Annotated in this window: 18 protein-coding genes and 1 pseudogene; 7 read left to right on the top strand and 12 right to left on the bottom strand. The window is 73.1% G+C overall.

Going from position 1 to position 18,081, the window contains the following annotated elements:
* Positions 1 to 61 precede the first annotated feature (61 nt).
* The 3 genes from dinB to Cch01nite_RS17310 are packed head-to-tail and all read right to left on the bottom strand — an operon-like array spanning position 62 to position 2,189.
* Positions 62 to 1,261, bottom strand: a complete 1,200-nt coding sequence (gene dinB / locus Cch01nite_RS17300; protein WP_239070874.1) for a DNA polymerase IV — start codon at positions 1,259 to 1,261, stop codon at positions 62 to 64.
* Between the two features lie 52 nt (positions 1,262 to 1,313).
* The gene (locus Cch01nite_RS17305; protein ID WP_203757740.1) at positions 1,314 to 1,676 is read right to left on the bottom strand and encodes a VOC family protein; all 363 of its coding nucleotides are present in this window, start codon (positions 1,674 to 1,676) and stop codon (positions 1,314 to 1,316) included.
* Between the two features lie 36 nt (positions 1,677 to 1,712).
* The gene (locus Cch01nite_RS17310) at positions 1,713 to 2,189 is read right to left on the bottom strand and encodes a hypothetical protein (RefSeq protein WP_203757741.1); all 477 of its coding nucleotides are present in this window, start codon (positions 2,187 to 2,189) and stop codon (positions 1,713 to 1,715) included.
* Positions 2,190 to 2,368: 179 nt separating this feature from the next.
* Here Cch01nite_RS17310 and Cch01nite_RS17315 point away from each other — a divergent pair, with 179 nt between their 5' ends.
* Complete coding sequence (locus tag Cch01nite_RS17315; RefSeq protein ID WP_203757742.1) at positions 2,369 to 3,085, top strand: alpha/beta fold hydrolase; 717 nt, start codon at positions 2,369 to 2,371, stop codon at positions 3,083 to 3,085.
* Positions 3,086 to 3,145: 60 nt separating this feature from the next.
* Here Cch01nite_RS17315 and Cch01nite_RS17320 read toward each other — a convergent pair whose 3' ends face one another.
* Positions 3,146 to 5,338, bottom strand: coding sequence for an MMPL family transporter (locus Cch01nite_RS17320; protein ID WP_203757743.1), 2,193 nt, complete (start codon positions 5,336 to 5,338; stop codon positions 3,146 to 3,148).
* A gap of 180 nt (positions 5,339 to 5,518) precedes the next feature.
* Here Cch01nite_RS17320 and Cch01nite_RS17325 point away from each other — a divergent pair, with 180 nt between their 5' ends.
* Both Cch01nite_RS17325 and Cch01nite_RS17330 read left to right on the top strand, forming a co-directional pair.
* Positions 5,519 to 6,658: a sensor histidine kinase gene (locus Cch01nite_RS17325; RefSeq protein ID WP_239070963.1), complete on the top strand. Its 1,140-nt coding sequence runs from the start codon at positions 5,519 to 5,521 to the stop codon at positions 6,656 to 6,658.
* A complete protein-coding gene (locus Cch01nite_RS17330; RefSeq protein ID WP_203757745.1) occupies positions 6,655 to 7,308 on the top strand; it encodes a response regulator in 654 nt (217 codons plus the stop codon). The genes Cch01nite_RS17325 and Cch01nite_RS17330 overlap by 4 nt, the downstream gene beginning before the upstream one ends.
* A gap of 43 nt (positions 7,309 to 7,351) precedes the next feature.
* Here the strand turns inward: Cch01nite_RS17330 and Cch01nite_RS17335 are convergent, their stop codons facing one another.
* The 8 genes from Cch01nite_RS17335 to Cch01nite_RS17370 form a co-directional block, all read right to left on the bottom strand.
* The gene (locus Cch01nite_RS17335; RefSeq protein WP_203757746.1) at positions 7,352 to 7,678 is read right to left on the bottom strand and encodes an ArsR/SmtB family transcription factor; all 327 of its coding nucleotides are present in this window, start codon (positions 7,676 to 7,678) and stop codon (positions 7,352 to 7,354) included.
* Positions 7,675 to 8,166, bottom strand: a complete 492-nt coding sequence (locus Cch01nite_RS17340) for an SRPBCC family protein (RefSeq protein WP_203757747.1) — start codon at positions 8,164 to 8,166, stop codon at positions 7,675 to 7,677. Before Cch01nite_RS17340 ends, Cch01nite_RS17335 begins: the two co-directional genes overlap by 4 nt.
* 91 nt (positions 8,167 to 8,257) lie before the next feature.
* On the bottom strand, positions 8,258 to 8,851 hold the full coding sequence (locus Cch01nite_RS17345) for a hypothetical protein (RefSeq protein WP_203757748.1): 594 nt from the start codon (positions 8,849 to 8,851) through the stop codon (positions 8,258 to 8,260).
* A gap of 108 nt (positions 8,852 to 8,959) precedes the next feature.
* Positions 8,960 to 9,883: a hypothetical protein gene (locus Cch01nite_RS17350; protein ID WP_203757749.1), complete on the bottom strand. Its 924-nt coding sequence runs from the start codon at positions 9,881 to 9,883 to the stop codon at positions 8,960 to 8,962.
* A 13-nt stretch (positions 9,884 to 9,896) separates the two neighbouring features.
* Positions 9,897 to 10,649 carry a DUF6345 domain-containing protein gene (locus Cch01nite_RS17355; protein ID WP_203757750.1) on the bottom strand — a complete coding sequence of 251 codons (753 nt, stop codon included), beginning with the start codon at positions 10,647 to 10,649 and terminating at the stop codon, positions 9,897 to 9,899.
* 103 nt (positions 10,650 to 10,752) lie between these two features.
* Complete coding sequence (locus tag Cch01nite_RS17360; RefSeq protein ID WP_239070877.1) at positions 10,753 to 11,880, bottom strand: bifunctional 2-methylcitrate synthase/citrate synthase; 1,128 nt, start codon at positions 11,878 to 11,880, stop codon at positions 10,753 to 10,755.
* Positions 11,881 to 11,920: 40 nt separating this feature from the next.
* Positions 11,921 to 12,814 (bottom strand): methylisocitrate lyase, encoded by an 894-nt coding sequence (prpB, locus tag Cch01nite_RS17365; RefSeq protein WP_203757752.1) that lies wholly within the window; start codon positions 12,812 to 12,814, stop codon positions 11,921 to 11,923.
* Positions 12,814 to 14,346 carry an MmgE/PrpD family protein gene (locus Cch01nite_RS17370; protein ID WP_203757753.1) on the bottom strand — a complete coding sequence of 511 codons (1,533 nt, stop codon included), beginning with the start codon at positions 14,344 to 14,346 and terminating at the stop codon, positions 12,814 to 12,816. The genes prpB and Cch01nite_RS17370 overlap by 1 nt, the downstream gene beginning before the upstream one ends.
* A gap of 309 nt (positions 14,347 to 14,655) precedes the next feature.
* Here Cch01nite_RS17370 and Cch01nite_RS17375 point away from each other — a divergent pair, with 309 nt between their 5' ends.
* The 4 genes and pseudogenes from Cch01nite_RS17375 to Cch01nite_RS17390 form a co-directional block, all read left to right on the top strand.
* Positions 14,656 to 15,720, top strand: coding sequence for an extracellular solute-binding protein (locus Cch01nite_RS17375; protein WP_203757754.1), 1,065 nt, complete (start codon positions 14,656 to 14,658; stop codon positions 15,718 to 15,720).
* The gene (cysT, locus tag Cch01nite_RS17380; protein ID WP_203757755.1) at positions 15,717 to 16,583 is read left to right on the top strand and encodes a sulfate ABC transporter permease subunit CysT; all 867 of its coding nucleotides are present in this window, start codon (positions 15,717 to 15,719) and stop codon (positions 16,581 to 16,583) included. The genes Cch01nite_RS17375 and cysT overlap by 4 nt, the downstream gene beginning before the upstream one ends.
* Positions 16,576 to 17,424: a sulfate ABC transporter permease subunit gene (locus Cch01nite_RS17385; RefSeq protein WP_239070879.1), complete on the top strand. Its 849-nt coding sequence runs from the start codon at positions 16,576 to 16,578 to the stop codon at positions 17,422 to 17,424. The genes cysT and Cch01nite_RS17385 overlap by 8 nt, the downstream gene beginning before the upstream one ends.
* A pseudogene (locus Cch01nite_RS17390) lies at positions 17,421 to 18,077 on the top strand (sulfate/molybdate ABC transporter ATP-binding protein); the annotation flags it as partial. The gene Cch01nite_RS17385 and the pseudogene Cch01nite_RS17390, both read left to right, overlap by 4 nt.
* Between the last annotated feature and the right edge of the window lie 4 nt (positions 18,078 to 18,081).

Consider the following 18,081-nt stretch of genomic DNA (forward strand, 5'->3'; position numbering starts at 1 on the left):
CCGACGCCCGGGTCGCTGCTCGCTGCACGGTGCGAGCCGCGACCCGGACGTCTGCCGGCGGTCAGTCCGGCAGCTGCGGGACGGCGAACCCCTCGCCGGCCCGCAGCAGGCTGCCGCGCACGAGGGCGCCCTTGCCGAACCGCGACGACACCGCGTCCATGGCCGCGTCGAGCTGCCCGAGGTCCGGCCCGTCGAGCGGCAGCACCGGCTGGACGACCGCGTCGGACCCCAGCCGGGTCAGCGCGATCCCGACGAGCGTGACGCCGCGCTCGCGGATCAACAGCTCCGCCGAGTCCAGGAGGGCGACGGCCGCTGCGGCCACGTCGGCGCCGGACGTCGTGTTGTGCAGGAACGACCGGGACCTCGTCGCGCGCGTGTAGTCGTCGAACCGCAGGCGCAGCACGACCGTCCCCGCGGTCCGGTGGGCCTTGCGCATCCGCCTGCACACCCGGTCGACCAGCCCCAGCAGCGCGGCCCGGACGAACTCGGGGGAGTGCGGCCCGCGGCCGATCGCCCGCTGCGCCCCGATGGAGCCGCGCGCCCGGCCGGTGACGACGCGCTCCGGCGTCCGGCCGTGCACGACCGCGAACAGGTGCCGCCCGGCCGCCCGCCCCAGCGCACCGGCGAGGACCTGCTCGGGCAGCGAGGCCACGTCGCCCGCGGTCACGAGGCCGTAGCCGTGCAGCTTGCGGGCCGTCACGTCGCCGACCCCCCAGAGCTGCTCGAGGGGGAGCGGGTGCAGGAACGCCTCCTCGCCGTCCGGCGGCACGAGCAGGAGGCCGTCGGGCTTCGCGACCCGGCTCGCGACCTTCGCCAGGAACGGTGTGCGCGCCACGCCGACCGTGATCGGCAGCCCGACCTCGTCGCGCACCTGGGCGCGCAGGCGTGCGGCGATGTCCACCGGCGGCACGTCGATGCGGTGCAGACCGGCGACGTCGAGGAACGCCTCGTCGATCGAGACGCCCTGCACCTGCGGCGTCGTGCGGTGGAACAGGTCGAACACCGCGCGGCTGGCCTCGACGTACGCGTCGAACCGGGGACGGACCTCGATGAGGTCCGGGCACAGCATCCGCGCCTCGCGGCCGCTCATCGCGGTCTTCACCCCGCAGCGCTTCGCCTCGTACGACGCGGCGAGCACGACCCCGCCGCCGACGGCGATCGGACGGTGGCGCAGGCGGGGGTCGTCGCGCTGCTCCACGGAGGCGTAGAACGCGTCGAGGTCGGCGTGCAGGATGGCGGCGGTGCGGGGTGCGTCGGACACGAACACATGTTCGACCCGACCTCCGACATCGGCGCGCGGACGGGTGACGCCGTCAGCCCCAGCAGAGGCAGAACGGGTGCCCGGCAGGGTCCGCGTAGACCTGGAACCCCTCGGTGGCGGTCGGGTCGGAGGCGGCCTGCAGCAGCCGTGCGCCGAGCGCGGTCGCCTCGTCGTGGGCCGGTCCGAGGTCCTCGACGTACAGGTCGAGGTGGATCTGCTGCTGCTCGCCGTGCGGCCAGTCGGGCTGCACGTGGTTCGGTGCGAGCTGGAAGCCGAGCCGCGGGGCGCCGTCGACGTAGACGGTGTGCCAGTCGTCCTCCGCCTCGACGGTGCCCCCGAGGAGCCCGGCCCAGAAGGTGCTCTCCGCGGCGAGGTCGGCGGCGTCGAACACGGTGACCTGCTTCGTGATCTTCATGCGGGGATGCTTCCAGCGACCACCGACACCCGCCCGTCAGTCGCCGGACACCTGCACGAGCGAACCCGTCACCGCCGGCCGGCCGGCGTCGTCGTCGGGCGTGGCCGGCGCGATCCGGGGGCTGACGAACACGAAGGCGGCGTGGTCGCCGAAACGCTGGGCGAGCGAGCAGGTGCGCGCGGCCAGCGGCTCCGCGTCGACGCGACCGACCGGGGTGGCGAAGCACGACTGCTCGGCCGCCCGTCCTGAGGTGCGCTCCCAGGATGCCTGCAGCGCCGCGACGACGTCGTCGACGGGCTGGTCGGACTCCCAGCACGCGACGGTGCCGTCGCCGTGGCAGTTGTGGGACGTGACCGCGCCCTCCGGTGCGGGCACGGCGTGCGCCGCGGCGAGCGCCCGCTCGCGGCGAGCGTCGTCCACCCGGGCGACGACACCCGAGGCCGCGAGCGCGACGACCGCGGCGACGACGACGGCCACGAGCGCCACGAGGAACGACGGCCGGACACGACTCATGCCGACGTATCGGCATGAGCGCAGGCAGTGTTGAGCGGCGCCGCGCCGGGCTCGACGGCGAGCCCGCGGACCGTCGCCCCAGGTCGTGGCCCTGTCGTCACTCCGCAGTGGTTGCCGATGCCCGATTGTTCCGATACGGATGGTCCCGTCATCCCGCCCCACGACCCCGAGGACTCCTCATGAGCGACAAGCCCACCATCGTGCTCGTCCACGGCGCCTTCGCCGACGCCTCCGGCTGGGGCGGTGTGATCAGCCGCCTGCAGGCGCAGGACTTCCCGGTCTACGCCCCGGCCAACCCCCTGCGCGGCATCGCGGCCGACGCCGCGTACGTCCGCGACTTCCTCGGCACCGTCGAGGGGCCTGTCGTCCTCGTCGGCCACTCCTACGGCGGTGCGGTCATCACGAACGCCGCCGTCGGTGCCGACAACGTCCGTGCGCTCGTCTACGTCGCGGCGTTCGCGCTCGACGAGGGCGAGTCGGTCGCCGAGGCGCTCGCGCTCGGCGGTGACCCGGTGGACCTCGGCCCGGTGATCGTGGCCCGGCCGTTCCCGGGTGCGGGGGAGGGCAACGCGGACGGGTACATCAACCCGGCGGTCTTCTCGCAGGCGTTCTGCCAGGACCTCCCGGCCGACGTGGCCGCCGTCATGGCCGTGTCGCAGCGACCCGCGGCGCTGTCGGGCCTCGGGGAGCCGTCGGGCACACCCGCGTGGAAGACGCTGCCGAGCTGGTACCTCGTCGGGGTCGCCGACCACCTCATCCCGGCCGCCTCCGCCCGGGTCATGGCCGCGCGCGCCGGGGCGACGACCGTCGAGGTCGACAGCTCGCACGTCGCGATGATCAGCCACCCGGACGAGACGACGGCGCTGATCCTCGCCGCGGTGGACGCCACGGCCTGACGACCACGGACGCCGCCGCCCTGCCCTCACGGAGGGAGCAGGGCGGCGGCGTCCGACGCGTCACGCCGGAGCGAGCTCCCGCTCTCGGGCAGCGGCCACCGGGTCGGTGCCCTCGAAGGACACCCGCGGCAGGATCCGGTCGAGCCAGCCGGGCAGCCACCAGTTCGCACGGCCGAGCAGCGTCATCGTCGCGGGCACGAGCACCATCCGGACCAGGGTGGCGTCGAGGAAGATCGCGGTGGCCAGCCCGATGCCGAACATCTTGGTGGCCGCGTCCTCGCCGAGCACGAAGGCGAAGAACACGGCGACCATGATGAGCGCCGCCGACGTGATGACCCGGCCGGTGCGTGCGACGCCGTGCACGACGGAGCCGGTGGGCGACCCGGTGGCGGCGTACTCCTCGCGGACGCGGGACAGCAGGAACACCTCGTAGTCCATGGACAGCCCGAACAGGATCGCGAACATGAACATCGGGATGAACGACACGATCGGCACGGTCGCCTCGAGCCCGATGAGGTCGGCGCCCCAGCCCCACTGGAACACCATCACCATGACGCCGTAGGCGGCGGCGACGCCCAGAAGGTTGAGCACCACGGCCTTGAGCGGCACGAGCACCGACCGGAACACGAGCACGAGCAGCACGAACGACATCGCGAGCACCGCCCCGACGAACGCGGGCAGGCGGTCGTTGACGCGTTCGCCGACGTCGGCGAAGTTCGCGGCCTGGCCGCCGACGTGCGCCTCGGCGGTGGTGCCGGCGAGCGCCGCGGGGAACACCGTCGACCGCAGCCGGTCGATGGTCCCGGTGGTCGCCGCGTCCTGCGGTCCGGTGGTGGGGACGGCGACGACGGTGGCGATGCCCGTGCCGTCGTCGACCGTCGGGGTGCCGACGGAGGCGACGCCCGGGTCGGCCGCGATCGCGTCCACGAGCGGACCCACCGCGGCGTCGTCGCCGTGCAGCTCGACGGCGACCACGAGCGGGCCGTTCGTGCCGGGGCCGAAGCCGTCCGCGAGCAGGTCGTACGCCTGGCGCTGCGTCCAGTCGGGCGGCAGCGCGCCGTCGTCGGGGATGCCGACGCGCAGCGCGGTGACGGGCGCCGCGAGCCCGACGAGCAGCGCGGTCGCGCCGACCGCGTAGGCGCCCGGGTGCCGGGTCACGTGGCCGACCCACCGCTGCCAGCCGGGTCCCTCCTGGGAGATGGTGCGACGGCCGAGGACACGCCGCCCCGCGAGCGACAGCAGCGCGGGCAGCAGCGTGACGGACGCGGCGACCATGACGAGGACGACGACGGCGATCGCGATGCCGCCCGCGGTCATGAACGGCACGTCGGCGACGGCCAGGCCGAGGATCGAGACCACGACGATGCCGCCCGCGAACACGACGGGCTGCCCCGCGGTCGCCAGGGCGCGGCTCACCGAGTCCTCGACGGGCAGGCCGTGCTGCAGGTGGTCGCGGTGCCGGGTGAGGACGAACAGCGCGTAGTCGATGCCGACCCCGAGCCCGACCATCGCGCCGAGCACCGGGGCGTAGCTGGGGATCTCGACGAGGTGGTTGATCAGCGGCATCGCCCCGAGCCCGACCGCGATGCCGAGCAGCGCCATGCCGATCGGGATCGTCGCGGCGACGAACGAGCCGAACGCAAACAGCAGGATGACGAGCGCGACGAGCACGCCGACGAGCTCCCCGACGCCGGCGGGCGCCTCCTCGAACGCGAAGAACAGGTCGCCGCCCATCTCGACGCGCAGTACGGAGTCGTCCACGTCCGCGCCGACGGCCGTCAGCCGGTCCAGGTCGGCGGCCGAGAGGTCCTCGAGGAGCGGGTACTGGACGCGCAGGAGCGCGACGCGCCCGTCGGGCGACACGACGCCGGCCGACGCGCCCGGCGGTGCGCCGTCGGTGAGCGCACCGGCCGGGTCGGTCGTGCCGAGCACGTGCGGGAGCGCCGCGACGGACTGCTGCAGGTCGGCGAGCGCGTCGCGGGCCGCGGGGTCGTCCGCGAACGTGGTGCCGGGGTCGGCCGGGGTGACGACGACCTGCGCGGTGAGGCCGGCCTGGTGCGACCCGGTCGCGGCGAGGAGGTCGTTCGCCCGCTGCGAGTCGAGGTCCGGCACCCGGAACGAGTCCTGCAGGGTCGTGCCGTAGGCGTTCGAGAGGCCGACGACGACGGCGGCGAGGACGAGCCACGCGCCGATCACGGTCCAGCGGTGCCGGGCGGCGGTGCGCCCGAGTCGAGACAGCGCGTGCGACAGCATGGGGTCCTCCCGGTGGGCGAAGGCGCCGGGACGACCGGCGCCAGACCATCGTCGCGACGCGTCGTCCCTGGTCACATCGGCCCCGGAGCCGGGGGAGGACCGGCCGGACGGGTGGTCGGGCGCTGGCCCTTTCGGCCGATCCGCGCCCGCGGCACCGGTCCCTACGCTGGGCCCGTGATCATGCAGGTGGCCCGGCGGCTCTGGGCGGAACCACGTGCCCCGCACGCCCCGGTGCGGGTGTGGCGGGACTGGGCGCTGCTCGTGCTCGTCGTCGCGGGGGCCGTGACCGAGGGGGTGCTGCGGGCCGACGTGCCGTGGCGGCCCGTGGCGATCGTGCTCGCGGTCGGGCTGGCACCCGCGTTGATGTGGCGGCGCACGCACCCGCTGGCGGTGACGACCGTCGTGTTCGGGACGCTCGTCGTCTCCGACCTCGCCTCGATCGTGGGCGGCACCGCCGAGTCGATCGGCCTGGGGACCATGGGGTACGTCCTCGTGATCGTCTACGCGCTGTACCGCTGGGGCGCCGGGCGGGAGGTGCTGCTCGGGTCGGCGGTCGCGGCGGTGGCGTTCGGCATCGGGACCGTGCGCGACTACACGAACCTCGGCGAGGCGGTGTTCGGGTTTGTCGTCGTCGCGTTCGCGGCCGCCCTCGGGTCGACCGTGCGGCTCGTGCGGACGTCCCGGCTGCGGGAGCTCGACCAGGTGCGGCTCCGCGAGCGCGAGCAGCTCGCCCGCGAGCTGCACGACACCGTCGCGCACCACGTGTCGGCGATGGTCGTCCGGGCGCAGGCGGGTCGGGTCGTCGCGGCGACGCGGCCGGAGGCGGCGACCGAGGCGCTCGCCGTCATCGAGGCGGAGGGGGCGCGGACGCTCACCGAGATGCGCGCGATGGTGGGGGCGCTGCGCGGGTCCGACGACGCGGAGCTCGCGCCCGCGCGGGGCATCGCCGACATCGAGCCGCTCGCCCGGTCGCTGGGCGGTGACCCGCCCGTCGCGGTGCAGCTCACGGGGGCGCTGGACGACGTCGGGCCGGCCGTGGGGGCGGCCGTGTTCCGGATCGTGCAGGAGTCGCTCACCAACGCGCTGCGGCACGCGCGGCACGCCACCCGCATCGACGTGCGGGTCGTCGGCGATGATCGTCAGGTGCGGTTCACGGTGACGGACGACGGCGATCCCGGGGCGTCCCGCGTGCCCGGGTACGGGGTGGTGGGGATGACGGAGCGGGCGGCGCTGCTCGGCGGCACCGTCTCGATCGGTCCGGGACCGGACCGGGGGTGGGTCGTCGACGGGATCCTGCCGCGGGTCCGGGCGACCGCGTGAGCATCCGGGTGCTGGTCGCGGACGACCAGGAGATCGTCCGCACGGGGCTGCGGCTGATCCTGGACGCGCAGCCGGGCATCGAGGTGGTCGCGGAGGCGCGCGACGGCCGTGAGGCGGTCCGGCTGGCGCGTGAGGTGCGACCCGACGTGTGCCTGCTCGACATCCGCATGCCCGAGGTCAACGGCCTGGAGGCGACCCGGCTCATCGTGGGCTCCGGCGACGACGCGCCCGCGGTCGTCGTCATCACGACGTTCGACCTCGACGAGTACGTGCACGGTGCGCTGCGCGCCGGGGCTCGCGGGTTCCTGCTCAAGGACGCCGGGCCGGAGCTGCTGGCGCAGGCGGTCCGCGCGGCTGCGGACGGTGAGGCGCTGATCGCCCCGAACGTCACGGTGCGGCTGCTCGCGGCGTTCGCGGGCAGCGCGCCGGCCCGGGTGCCGCAGCAGCCGGTGGACCCGCTGACGGCCCGCGAGGAGGAGGTCCTGCTCACGGTGGCCCGCGGGCTGACGAACGCGGAGATCGCCGAGGAGCTGCACATCAGCCTGAGCACCGTGAAGACGCACCTCGGCAGCCTCATGGCCAAGCTCGGGGTCCGGAACCGGGTGGAGATCGCGATGTGGGCGTACGAGACGAGGCGCGTCACGCCGTGACGGCCGCCCGCACGGGGCATCGATCCCCGCGCGAGCGACCGCGTCAGAGAGACTCCGCGATCCGCTTCACCTCGGCGAGGCGGCGGTCCCACTCGGCGCCGATCGCGTCGAGCGCGCGTGCGGTCTCGTCGAGCCGCGACCCGAGGGGCCGGTACCGGATCTCGCGCCCAACGCGCACGGGCTCGACGAGCCCGGCCTCCGCGAGCACGGCGAGGTGCTTCGCGATGGCCTGACGGGTCACGGGGAGCCGGCCGGCGAGCGCCGACGCGGACGCGTCGCCGCGACCGAGCTCGGTGAGGACGCGCCACCGGGTCTCGTCCGCGAGCGCCGCGAACACGGGCACGAGGGTGTCGCCGGCGGCCGCGATCATGCGGACCTCACGACATCCTGCTCGAGGTAGGCGACGAGCTCGTCGAGCTCGGAGGTCCAGCCCTGGCGGTTGTCCTCGAGCGCGGTGCGCGGGTCGCGCGAGGTGAGCGAGCCGAAGCCGGTCTCGGTGACGGTGAGGCGCGTGCCGTCGTCCTCGGGGGCGAGCGTGAAACGGACGAGCGTGGACGTCCCGTCGGCGAGCGGCTCGGGGTCGCCGGGGTGCGCGCCCCACGTGTACGCGAAGACGCGGTGCTCGTCGACCTCCTCGACGCGGATGACGAAGTCGCCGTACCCCTCGAACCCGATGTGCCCCTCGGCGCCGACGTGCACCTCGGGCAGCGAGGCGCGGGCCCCGAACCAGCGGGTCATGTGCTCCTCGTGGGTGAGGGCCTGCCAGACGCGGTCGACGGGTGCGGCGACGTGCACCGTGCGGGTGACGGTGAAGGTCTCGGCGTCCGCGACGGCGGGCGGCTGCGGGGTGCTGGTCATGGTCCGGGTCCTCCTGGGTCGGCGTCGTCGATCGATGCAACTCAAAGGTTGCATCAATTCCCGTAGATGGCAACCCGCGAGTTGCACATCGTCAGCAGGCACCCCGGTAGTCGTCGGGCATCCGCGGGTACACCTCCGTCCGGTACCGCTGGGCCAGGGCGGCCGCCTCGTCCTGCGAGGCCCCGAGCGCGATCGCCGTCTCGGCGTCACGTCCCATGGCGGCGCACTCCGCGAGCGCCTCGTCCGTGGTCCCCGTCATGTGCATCACTTCATGGGTGAGCACGTGCACCGCGACGACCTGGTCCAGGGTCGGGTGCGCCTTCGACGACCCCAGCCACGCCCGCAGGTCCCCGCACACGTGCGACTTGATGAGGGTCGAACGCTCCGGGACGCCGTCCTCGCCCCACCGCACGTAGCCGAGCTCGCTGCCGACGTCGACGAACGCCTCACCGACCGTCTGGCAGTGCACCCGCACGGGCTCCCCGGCGACCGTGCTCGCGGCCCGCTCGAGACGGTGCTCCAGCCGCGCGTGCACGACGAGCGGCACCGCGCAGCCCAGCACGATCGCGAGGCACAGCCCGACGCTGATGCGGGGGAACGGGGCGACCCGGCCCAGCGCGTCGACCCGGGTGAGCACCCAGCGGATGGTGACGACCGCCGCCAGGGCGAGGAATCCGATGAGCACGCAGGTCAGCATCACGTCTCGGTCATCGGCACCGCCGGGCCCGAACTGCAGGCCGACGGCGCAGACGGGGGCGAGCGCCGTGGCGGTCGCCCCCGTCCGTCGTGCCGCTCAGGCCACGCGCGGCGCCGCCGCTGGGCGGACCCCGGTGGGCAGCTTCAGGTACTGCTGCTCGCTGCCCGCCACCGCGACGACGTGCGCCGACCGCTCACGCTCCGGGCCCCCGTCGACGGTGATCGCCGCGACGTACATCGGGGCCAGGAGCGCCTGTGCCCGGCGCCGGCCGAGGCTGAGGTAGCCGAACGCGAACGACTGCGCGTCCAGGACCACGTCCTCCTCCTGGCCGCCCAGCATCTTCGAGACCCGCGCGGCGATGTCCGCGGCGGCCTCCTCCGGCCTGCGGGAGCGCGCCTTGTCGATGGTCTGGCCGCCGCCGTCGCCCGCGAACCGGCGCAGCGTGACCGTCAGCGCCGACAGGGCGCCGCTGCCCGTGACCTCGACGCTGGCCGACGCCCGGCCCAGCACCGGCAGGTCGCGGACCGACTGGCGGTACGCGCCGACGGCCCGGGTGAGCACCGGGTCGCTCAGCTTGCCCTCCCGGTCGGCACCGGCCGCCTTGAGCTTCCACAGCCGCTCGAACGCGAGCGCGTCCTCCTTGTCGACCAACCCGGTCAGCCCGAGCTTGTCGGCGACGGAGTCGACGGCCTTGCGCAGGACGTCGTCCGGCTCGACCTGCGCGAACAGGTCCTCCAGCGGGTCGACGCCCGAGCACAGCGTGAACGCGCCCGACGCGTGGAACGTGACCGCGCGGCCGCCGTCCTCGCCCCGGTACACCGTGCGCTCCTTGAGCTGCTCGCCGCCCTTCGCGACGTCGAGCGTGATGCCGGCCGTGCCGGCGAGGTCCGCGAGCACCTTCTCGTTGCGTCGCAGCACCGCCTCGGGCCGCAGGGCGGCCAGCTCGACCACCTCGGTCACGTCCGGCACGTCCCCGACCAGCTCCGTGAGCCTCGCGGTGAGCTCCTTCGTCGATGTCATCGTCCCTCTCCTCTCAGCCCTCGGCCCAGCGCCACAGCAGGCAGCCCTGCTGCGACGGGGACAGGTCGGCGGTCACGGAGCCCTCGCCCCACAGGTGGTCCCGGTTGTGCGTGCTGAGCGGCCAGATCACGTTGCCGCCGTTCCAGGTCTGGCTCGTCGACGGGCCCACGACCACCGGGTGGTTGTCGAAGTACCAGTCGGAGACGCCGTCGATCCACGCCGACGACACCGTGTCGCCGTCCGTGAGGTTGTCGGCGACGTCCTCACCGCACTCGTCGGTGGTGATGCCGTCCCACATCTCCTCGAAGGCCCCGCAGTACAGGTGGAGCCGGTTGAAGATGTTCCACAGCCCGGTCAGGGTGCCGAGCGGTGCCGTGTCGCACGAGTAGGCCATGACCCACTCGGCGTTCCAGTTCTCGCCGAGCTCCCACGTGCCCGAGAACGTCCGCCACTGGTCCTGCGGTGTGTCGTAGAGCAGGCGCGCCTGCCCGTCGGCCGTGTGGTTCCCGTGCGTCTCGATCCAGAACAGGTCGACCGTGTCGACCCACGTGGCGTCGTCACCGCCCCCGCTGGAGTCCTGGATGTCGTTCTCCCAACAGTCCTGCTCCGACCAGTACCAGGCACGGTTGTGGCCCGCGTCCCGGAGCTCCTCGTCGAACCCGTTGCTGCGGTTGAACGTGTACGTCAGGTCCGCGGCCGTGGAGATGCCGTTCGCCCGGGCGTTCCCGAAGTGCCGGATGGCCTCCACGCCGAACGTCGCTGCCATGATTCCCCCTCCTCATCGAGTGCCCGCCCCGGCAGTGCAGGCGTCCGAGAGGAGCGGACGGCGAACGGAGGGGATACCTCGGGACGAGGTGATCCCTTCGTGGCTAGGCCTCCGGCACGTCCCGCCGCTCAGGCCCGGTGTACTTGCTGAGCGGCCGGATCAGGGCGTTCGACGCGAGCTGCTCCATGACGTGCGCGGTCCACCCGGTGACGCGGCTCGCGACGAACAGGGGTGTGAACGTCGGGGTGTCGAACCCCATGAGGTGGTACGCGGGGCCGGTGGGGTAGTCGAGGTTCGGCTGGATGTCCTTGCGCTCGGCCATCGCCGTCTCGAGCGCCTCGTACAGGGCGAGCAGGTCCGGGCGGTCGTAGTGGGCGACGAGCTCGTCGAGCGAGGCCCGCATGGTGGGGACGCGGGAGTCGCCGTGCTTGTAGACACGGTGGCCGAAGCCCATGATCTTGCGCTTGTGCGCCAGGGCGTCGTCGAGCCAGGCGGCGGCCCGGTCGGCGGAGCCGATCTCGGCGAACGTCGCCATGACGGCCTCGTTGGCGCCGCCGTGCAGCGGTCCCTTCAAGGCGCCGATGGCGCCGACCACGGCGGAATGGAGGTCGGACAGCGTCGAGGCGATGACGCGGGCCGTGAAGGTCGAGGCGTTGAACGAGTGCTCGGCGTACAGCACCATCGACACCTCGAACGCCTTGACGACGACGGGGTCGGGCAGCTCGCCGAACGTGACCCACAGGAAGTTCTCGGCGAACCCGAGGTCGTCGCGCGGGGCGATCGTGTCCTGGCCGCGGCGGCGGCGCTGGTCGAGCGCGACGATGCCCGGGAGCTGGGCGAGCAGGCGCACCGACTTGGCGAGGTTCGCCTCGGGGGAGGCGTCGCCGGCCGTCGGGTCGTGCGCGCCGATCACGCTCACGGCGGTCCGGACGACGTCCATCGGATGGCAGGACTCCGGGAGCGCCAGGACGGCCGCCACCACGTGCTCGTCGAGCACCCGGTGCCAGCGCTCGGCCTTCTGCAGGTCGGCGAGCTGCGCAGCGGACGGCAGCTCCCCGTGCCACAGGAGGTACGCGACCTCCTCGAACGAGCAGCGGGCGGCGAGCTGCTGCACGGGGTAGCCGCGGTAGAGCAGGGAGTTGCTCGCCGCGTCGACCGACGACACCTGGGTGGTGTCGACGACGACGCCGGCCAGACCCTTGTGGATCTGGGTCTCGGGGGTTTCGGTCACGTGGGCCTCCATCGTCGTTGATGGTGAAACGGGAAAGGGGTCAGAGCCGGAAGTTGAAGACGTCCGCGTCGAAGTGGTTGTACGACGCGTAGTCGAGCAGGTCGTAGAGCTCGGCGCGGGTCTGCATCCTGTCGAGCAGACCGGCCTGCGTGCCCTCGGCCGTGATCTCGTCGAGCCCGGCCATCGCGGCGCCCATCGCGAGGCGCAGCAGCGTGACCGGGTAGATGACGATGTTCATGCCGAGGTCGGTGAGCTGCTGCGCGGTGAGCAGCTCGCCCTTGCCGAACTCCGTCATGTTCGCGAGCAGCGGCACGTCGACGGCTTCGCGGATCGCCTCGAACTCCGACGCGCTGGCCATCGCCTCGGGGAAGATCGCGTCGGCCCCCGCGTCGACGAGGGCCTTCGCCCGGTCGACCGCGGCGGCGAGCCCGTCGACCGCCCGGATGTCGGTGCGCGCCATGACGAGGAAGTTCGGGTCCCGTCGTCCGTCGACCGCCGCGCGGATCCGCTGCAGCGCGGTCTCCTCGTCGACGACGGACTTGCCGTCGAGGTGGCCGCACCGCTTGGGGTTGACCTGGTCCTCGATGTGGCAGCCGGCCAGTCCGGCGTCCTCGAGGCCCTGGACCGTGCGCGCGACGTTCATCGGCTCGCCGAAGCCGGTGTCGGCGTCGACGATCGCGGGCAGGTTCGTCATCCGGGCGATCTGGCCGGCGCGCTGCGTGACCTCGGTGGCGGTGGTGAGGCCGATGTCCGGCAGGCCGAGGTCCGCGGACAGGACGGCACCCGAGATGTAGACGCCGTCGAAGCCCTTGGCCTCGATGAGCCGTGCCGACAGCGGGTTGAACGCGCCGGGGAACCGCAGCAGCCGCCCGCTCGCGAGCTCGGCGCGCAGGGTCGCCCGGCGGTCGGCCGCGGTGGTCGTCGTGTAGAGCATCAGAACAGTCCCTCCGGGGTACGGACGGCGTCGAGGACCTCCCGCGGTGCGACGACCGTCAGGCCGCCGAGCTCGTCGGGCCGCAGGTCGGGCAGCCGCTGCGCGACGTCGAGGAAGCGCTCGACCTCGTCGTCGGGCAGGACGCCCGCGGCCAGCGTGCGGAACTTCTCCACGTACTGCGCGCGGGCGAACGGCCGGGCGCCGAGCGGGTGGGCGTCGGCCACCGCGATCTCCTCGACGACGACCTCGCCGGACGTCGTCGTGATCTCGACGCGGCCGCCGAAGGCCTTCTCGGCCGGGTCCGTCGAGTGGTACCGCGCGGTCCACGACGGGTCCTCTGTCGTCGTGACCTTCTGCCACAGGGCCACCGTGTCCGGACGGTTCGCCCGTGCGGGGGCGTACGAGTCGACGTGGTGCCAGCCGCCGTCCTGCAGCGCGACCGCGAAGATGTACGGGATCGAGTGGTCGAGGGTCTCCCTCGACGCCGACGGGTCGTACTTCTGCGGGTCGTTCGCGCCCGAGCCGATCACGTAGTGCGTGTGGTGCGACGTGTGGATCACGATCGTCGCCACGTTCGCCGGGTCCGCGAGGTCCGGGCGTTCCCGGTGGAGGCGCCGCGCCAGGTCGATGAGCGCCTGCGACTGGTACTCCGCCGAGTGCTCCTTCGTGTACGTGTCGAGGATCGCCGTCTTCGCCTCGCCGGGACCGGGCAGCGGGACGACGTAGCGGGCGTCCGGGCCGTCGAGGAGCCAGGCGATCACGCCGTCCTCGCCCTCGTAGATCGGCGTCGGGGACGTCTCGCCGCGCATCGCCCGGTCCACGGCCTCGATCGCGACCTTCCCGGCGAACGCCGGGGCGTAGGCCTTCCACGACGAGATCTCGCCCTTGCGGGACTGCCGCGTCGCCGTGGTGGTGTGCAGCGCCTGGCCGACGGCGTGGAACACGACGTCCGTCGGCAGGCCGAGCAGCGTGCCGAGCCCCGCGGCGACCGACGGGCCGAGGTGCGCGACGTGGTCGATCTTGTGCGCGTGCAGGCTGATCGCCCGCACGAGGTCCACCTGGATCTCGTACCCGGTGGCGATCGCGCGGACCAGGTCGGCGCCCGAGCGGCCCGTGTGCTGGGCGACGGCGACGATCGGCGGGATGTTGTCGCCCGGGTGCGAGTAGTCCGCGGCGAGGAACGTGTCGTGGTAGTCGAGCTCACGCACCGCGACCCCGTTGGCCCACGCCGCCCACTCGGGCGTCACGCGCGTCGTCGGGGCCACACCCGAGACGGTCGCGCCGTGCCGCGTCGACCCGGCGGCGAGCGGGTGGGTCAGGGCCTGGGCCCGGGCGGCGACGGCCGGACGACGCGTCAGGGAGGCCACGGTGACGGCGGCGTTGTCGATGACCCGGTTGACGATCATGTCCGTCACGTCGTCCGGCACCGCGACCGGGTCGACGGCGACCTCGGCGATCTTCCACGCGAGCTGGTCGGTGCGGGCCAGGCGGTCGGCGCTCGGGTGGACGCGCACGTCGTGCTGCTGGGTCATCGCTGCTGTCTGCCTCTCGTGACGGCTGGGCCCCTGGTGACAGCGGGCCGGGCACGACCAACGGTCCACGCACCTCGTCGAGCGTGCGACCTCGGCCCCGAGGTTACTGCCCGGTACGGGCTACGTGGTCCGTGCGATCACGGGTCAGCGAGCCGTCCGTCGTCCCCGCTCTGACCAGGGAATCCGCTTGTGCGTTCAACTATGAGACGGCCGTCTCACATCTTGAATACCCTATCGCTCTGGTCGGCTTACTCTGGTTTGGTTCTCGCACCGAGAGCACCGCTTCCTACCCCCGAGGGAACGAGAGACATGACTGCGAAGACCACCCACCCCCGCGCTGCCGCCCGCCGTTGGGCCGCGGTCGCGTGCCTGACGGCCACTGCGTTGACCGTCGCGGGGTGCTCCTCGCAGGCCGACGCGGACGACTCCGGTGCCAGCTCGAGCGCCGCCCCCGCCGCGGGCGGCAAGGTCAGCATCGTCGCGTTCTCGGTCCCGAAGCCCGCGTACGACGACCTCGAGACGGCGTTCCAGAAGACGGACGACGGCAAGGGCGTCGAGTTCTCCGCGTCCTACGGCCCCAGCGGCTCGCAGAGCAAGGCCGTCGCCGCCGGTCAGCCCGCGGACTACGTCGGCTTCTCGGTCGGCGGCGACCTCACGCGGCTGGTCCCGGACCAGGTCGCCGAGGGCTGGGACGCCGACGCGAACAAGGGCATCGTGTCGAGCTCGGTCGTCGTGCTCGTGGTCCGCAAGGGCAACCCGAAGCACATCACCGGCTGGGACGACCTCACCAAGGAGGGCGTCGAGATCGTGACGCCCGACCCCGCGACGTCCGGCTCGGCGAAGTGGAACATCCTCGCCGCCTACCAGCACGTCATCGCCAACGGCGGGACGCCCGAGGACGCGAACGCCTACCTCACGGACTTCTTCACGCACATCGTGAGCAAGCCGGACAGCGGCGCCGACGCGACGACCACGTTCACGCAGGGCACCGGCGACGTGCTCGTCTCCTACGAGAACGAGGCCATCGCGGCCCGGCAGAAGGGCGCCGACGTCGACTACGTCGTCCCGGACGAGAGCTTCCTCATCGAGAACCCGGGTGCCGTCACGGTCGGGTCCTCGGACGCCGCGAAGAAGTTCCTCGCGTTCGTGACGAGCGACGACGGCCAGAAGGTCTTCGCCTCGCACGGCTTCCGCCCGGTGCAGGACGCGGTCGAGCCCGGCACGGTCAAGGGTGCGACCGACCCCGAGAAGCCGTTCCCGGCCGTCAAGAAGCTCACCACCATCGAGGACCTCGGCGGCTGGGAGAAGGTCGACAAGGAGTACTTCGACAAGACCGACGGTCTCGTGACGAAGATCGAGGCGTCGGTCGGGTGACCACGACCCTCGTCGAGACGCCTGTGGGCGCGACCGCTGCGGCGGCCGCGCCCACAGGCGCACGTGCGCAGCGGACCGGCGCGCCCCTCGGGCGGGCGTCGGGCCTCACGCTCGGCGTCGTCCTGCTGGCGCTGAGCCTCCTCGTCCTCATCCCGCTCGCTGCCGTCGCGGCCGAGGCGGGCAGCACCGGCTGGTCGGGGTTCTGGGCCGCCGTCACCGCACCCGCCGCGGTCGACGCCCTGGTCCTCACCGTCACGAGCTCGTTCGTCGTCACCGCGATCAACGCGGTGATGGGCACGCTCCTCGCGTGGGTCCTCGTGCGGGACGACTTCCCCGGCAAGCGGTGGGTCGAGCTCGTCATCGACGTCCCGTTCGCGCTGCCGACGATCGTCGCAGGCCTCGTCATCCTCAGCGTGTACGGGCGCAACAGCCCCGTCGGCATCGACCTGTTCGGCACCCGGTGGGGCGTCATGGTCGCGCTGCTGTTCGTCACGCTCCCGTTCGTCGCCCGCACCGTGCAGCCGACGCTCATGGCGTTCGACCGGGACACCGAGCGCGCCGCCGCGACGCTCGGCGCCCGCCCGGCCACCGTGTTCCGTCGCATCGTGCTGCCGCCGCTCGTACCCGCCATCGCCGCCGGCGCCGCCCTCGCGTTCGCACGGGCGATGGGGGAGTACGGGTCGGTGCTGCTCATCTCGGGCGGGCTCGACAAGACGCAGGTGTCGTCGATGTACGCGTTCAGCCTCTACGAGAGCTACGACTTCCCGGGGGCCGCCGCGACCGCGACCGTGCTGCTCGTCGTCTCGCTCGTCGTGCTCGTGGGGTTCGAGATCGTCTCCCACCGGGCAGGTCGCCGTGGCTGACACCCTCGCCCCCGCACGTCCCTCGGCGATCCGCCCCGCGCGCAGCGCCGGCCGGATCGCGCTGCGCACCGTCGGCCTCGCCTACGTCGGCGTGCTCGTGCTCGTCCCGCTGGGGATCATCACCTGGCGTGCCCTCAGCCCCGGCATGCCGGCGTTCTGGGCGGCGATCAGCTCCGAGCAGGCCGTCACCGCGTTCCGGCTGACCGCCGAGGTCGCGTTCGCGTCCGTGCTGCTCGGCACCACGTTCGGCGTGGCCCTGGGGATCCTGCTCACGCGGTACCACTTCGTCGGGCGGCGGCTCCTCGGCGTCCTCGCGGACCTGCCGATGGCGGTGTCCCCGATCGTCGCGGGCCTCGCCCTCGTTCTCGTCTACGGGCGCAACGGCTGGTTCGGCGGCCCCCTCGAGGCGGCCGGCATCAGCATCATCTACGCCGTCCCGGGCATGATCCTCGCCACCACGTTCGTGTCCCTGCCGCTCGTGCTGCGCGAGGTCGTGCCCGTCCTCCAGGAGATCGGCACCGACCAGGAGCAGGCCGCCCGGGTGCTCGGCGCGGGCGGGTGGCACACGTTCTGGCGCATCACGGTCCCGACCATCAGGCCGGCGCTCACGTACGGCGTGGTCCTCGCCCTCGCCCGGTGCGTCGGGGAGTTCGGGGCCGTCGCCGTGGTGTCCGGCAACGTCAGCGGCACCGGTCAGACCCAGACGACGACGCTCGTCATCGCCGAACGGGTCCAGCAGATGGAACCGGGGGCGTACCAGCTGGCGTTCGTCCTCATCGTCACCACGGTTGCCGCCCTGCTGGTCGCCGCCAACATCCGCCGGAAGGACGAGCTCTCATGAGCATCCAGGCCAACGGCGTCACCAAGCGCTTCGGCGCGTTCGTGGCGCTCGACGACGTCGACCTCGACGTGCACGCGGGCGCGCTCACCGCGCTGCTCGGCCCGAGCGGCGGCGGCAAGTCGACCCTGCTGCGCGTCATCGGCGGGCTCGAGACGCCCGACGCGGGCGAGGTCTCGATCGCGGGTCGCGACATGACCCGCGTCCCCGCGCACGAGCGGAACGTCGGCTTCGTCTTCCAGCACTACGCCGCGTTCCAGCACCTGTCGGTGTTCCGGAACGTGGCGTTCGGCCTGGAGATCCGGCGCCGGCCCAAGGCGGAGGTGCGCCGCCGGGTCAACGAGCTGCTCGAGCTCGTGCACCTCGAGGAGCTCGCCGACCGCAAGCCCGCCCAGCTCTCCGGGGGCCAGCGCCAGCGCATGGCCCTGGCGCGGGCGCTCGCGGCCGAGCCGTCCGTGCTGCTGCTCGACGAGCCGTTCGGGGCGCTCGACACGAAGGTGCGCCGCGAGCTGCGCGGCTGGCTGCGGGCCCTGCACGACGAGGTCCACGTGACGACCGTGTTCGTCACGCACGACCAGGAGGAGGCCCTCGAGGTCGCCGACGAGATCGTCGTCGTCAACAACGGCAAGGTCGAGCAGGTCGGGTCGCCGTCGGACCTGT

Source organism: Cellulomonas chitinilytica (genome assembly GCF_016862675.1).
Taxonomy (GTDB): domain Bacteria; phylum Actinomycetota; class Actinomycetes; order Actinomycetales; family Cellulomonadaceae; genus Cellulomonas; species Cellulomonas chitinilytica.

Coding starts and splice junctions, on each gene's coding strand:
- Cch01nite_RS17305 (WP_203757740.1), bottom strand. CDS start 1,676: ATGAAGATCACGAAGCAGGTCACCGTGTTCGACGCCGCCGACCTCGCC.
- Cch01nite_RS17310 (WP_203757741.1), bottom strand. CDS start 2,189: ATGAGTCGTGTCCGGCCGTCGTTCCTCGTGGCGCTCGTGGCCGTCGTC.
- Cch01nite_RS17315 (WP_203757742.1), top strand. CDS start 2,369: ATGAGCGACAAGCCCACCATCGTGCTCGTCCACGGCGCCTTCGCCGAC.
- Cch01nite_RS17320 (WP_203757743.1), bottom strand. CDS start 5,338: ATGCTGTCGCACGCGCTGTCTCGACTCGGGCGCACCGCCGCCCGGCAC.
- Cch01nite_RS17325 (WP_239070963.1), top strand. CDS start 5,519: ATGCAGGTGGCCCGGCGGCTCTGGGCGGAACCACGTGCCCCGCACGCC.
- Cch01nite_RS17335 (WP_203757746.1), bottom strand. CDS start 7,678: ATGATCGCGGCCGCCGGCGACACCCTCGTGCCCGTGTTCGCGGCGCTC.
- Cch01nite_RS17340 (WP_203757747.1), bottom strand. CDS start 8,166: ATGACCAGCACCCCGCAGCCGCCCGCCGTCGCGGACGCCGAGACCTTC.
- Cch01nite_RS17350 (WP_203757749.1), bottom strand. CDS start 9,883: ATGACATCGACGAAGGAGCTCACCGCGAGGCTCACGGAGCTGGTCGGG.
- Cch01nite_RS17355 (WP_203757750.1), bottom strand. CDS start 10,649: ATGGCAGCGACGTTCGGCGTGGAGGCCATCCGGCACTTCGGGAACGCC.
- prpB (WP_203757752.1), bottom strand. CDS start 12,814: ATGCTCTACACGACGACCACCGCGGCCGACCGCCGGGCGACCCTGCGC.
- Cch01nite_RS17370 (WP_203757753.1), bottom strand. CDS start 14,346: ATGACCCAGCAGCACGACGTGCGCGTCCACCCGAGCGCCGACCGCCTG.
- Cch01nite_RS17375 (WP_203757754.1), top strand. CDS start 14,656: ATGACTGCGAAGACCACCCACCCCCGCGCTGCCGCCCGCCGTTGGGCC.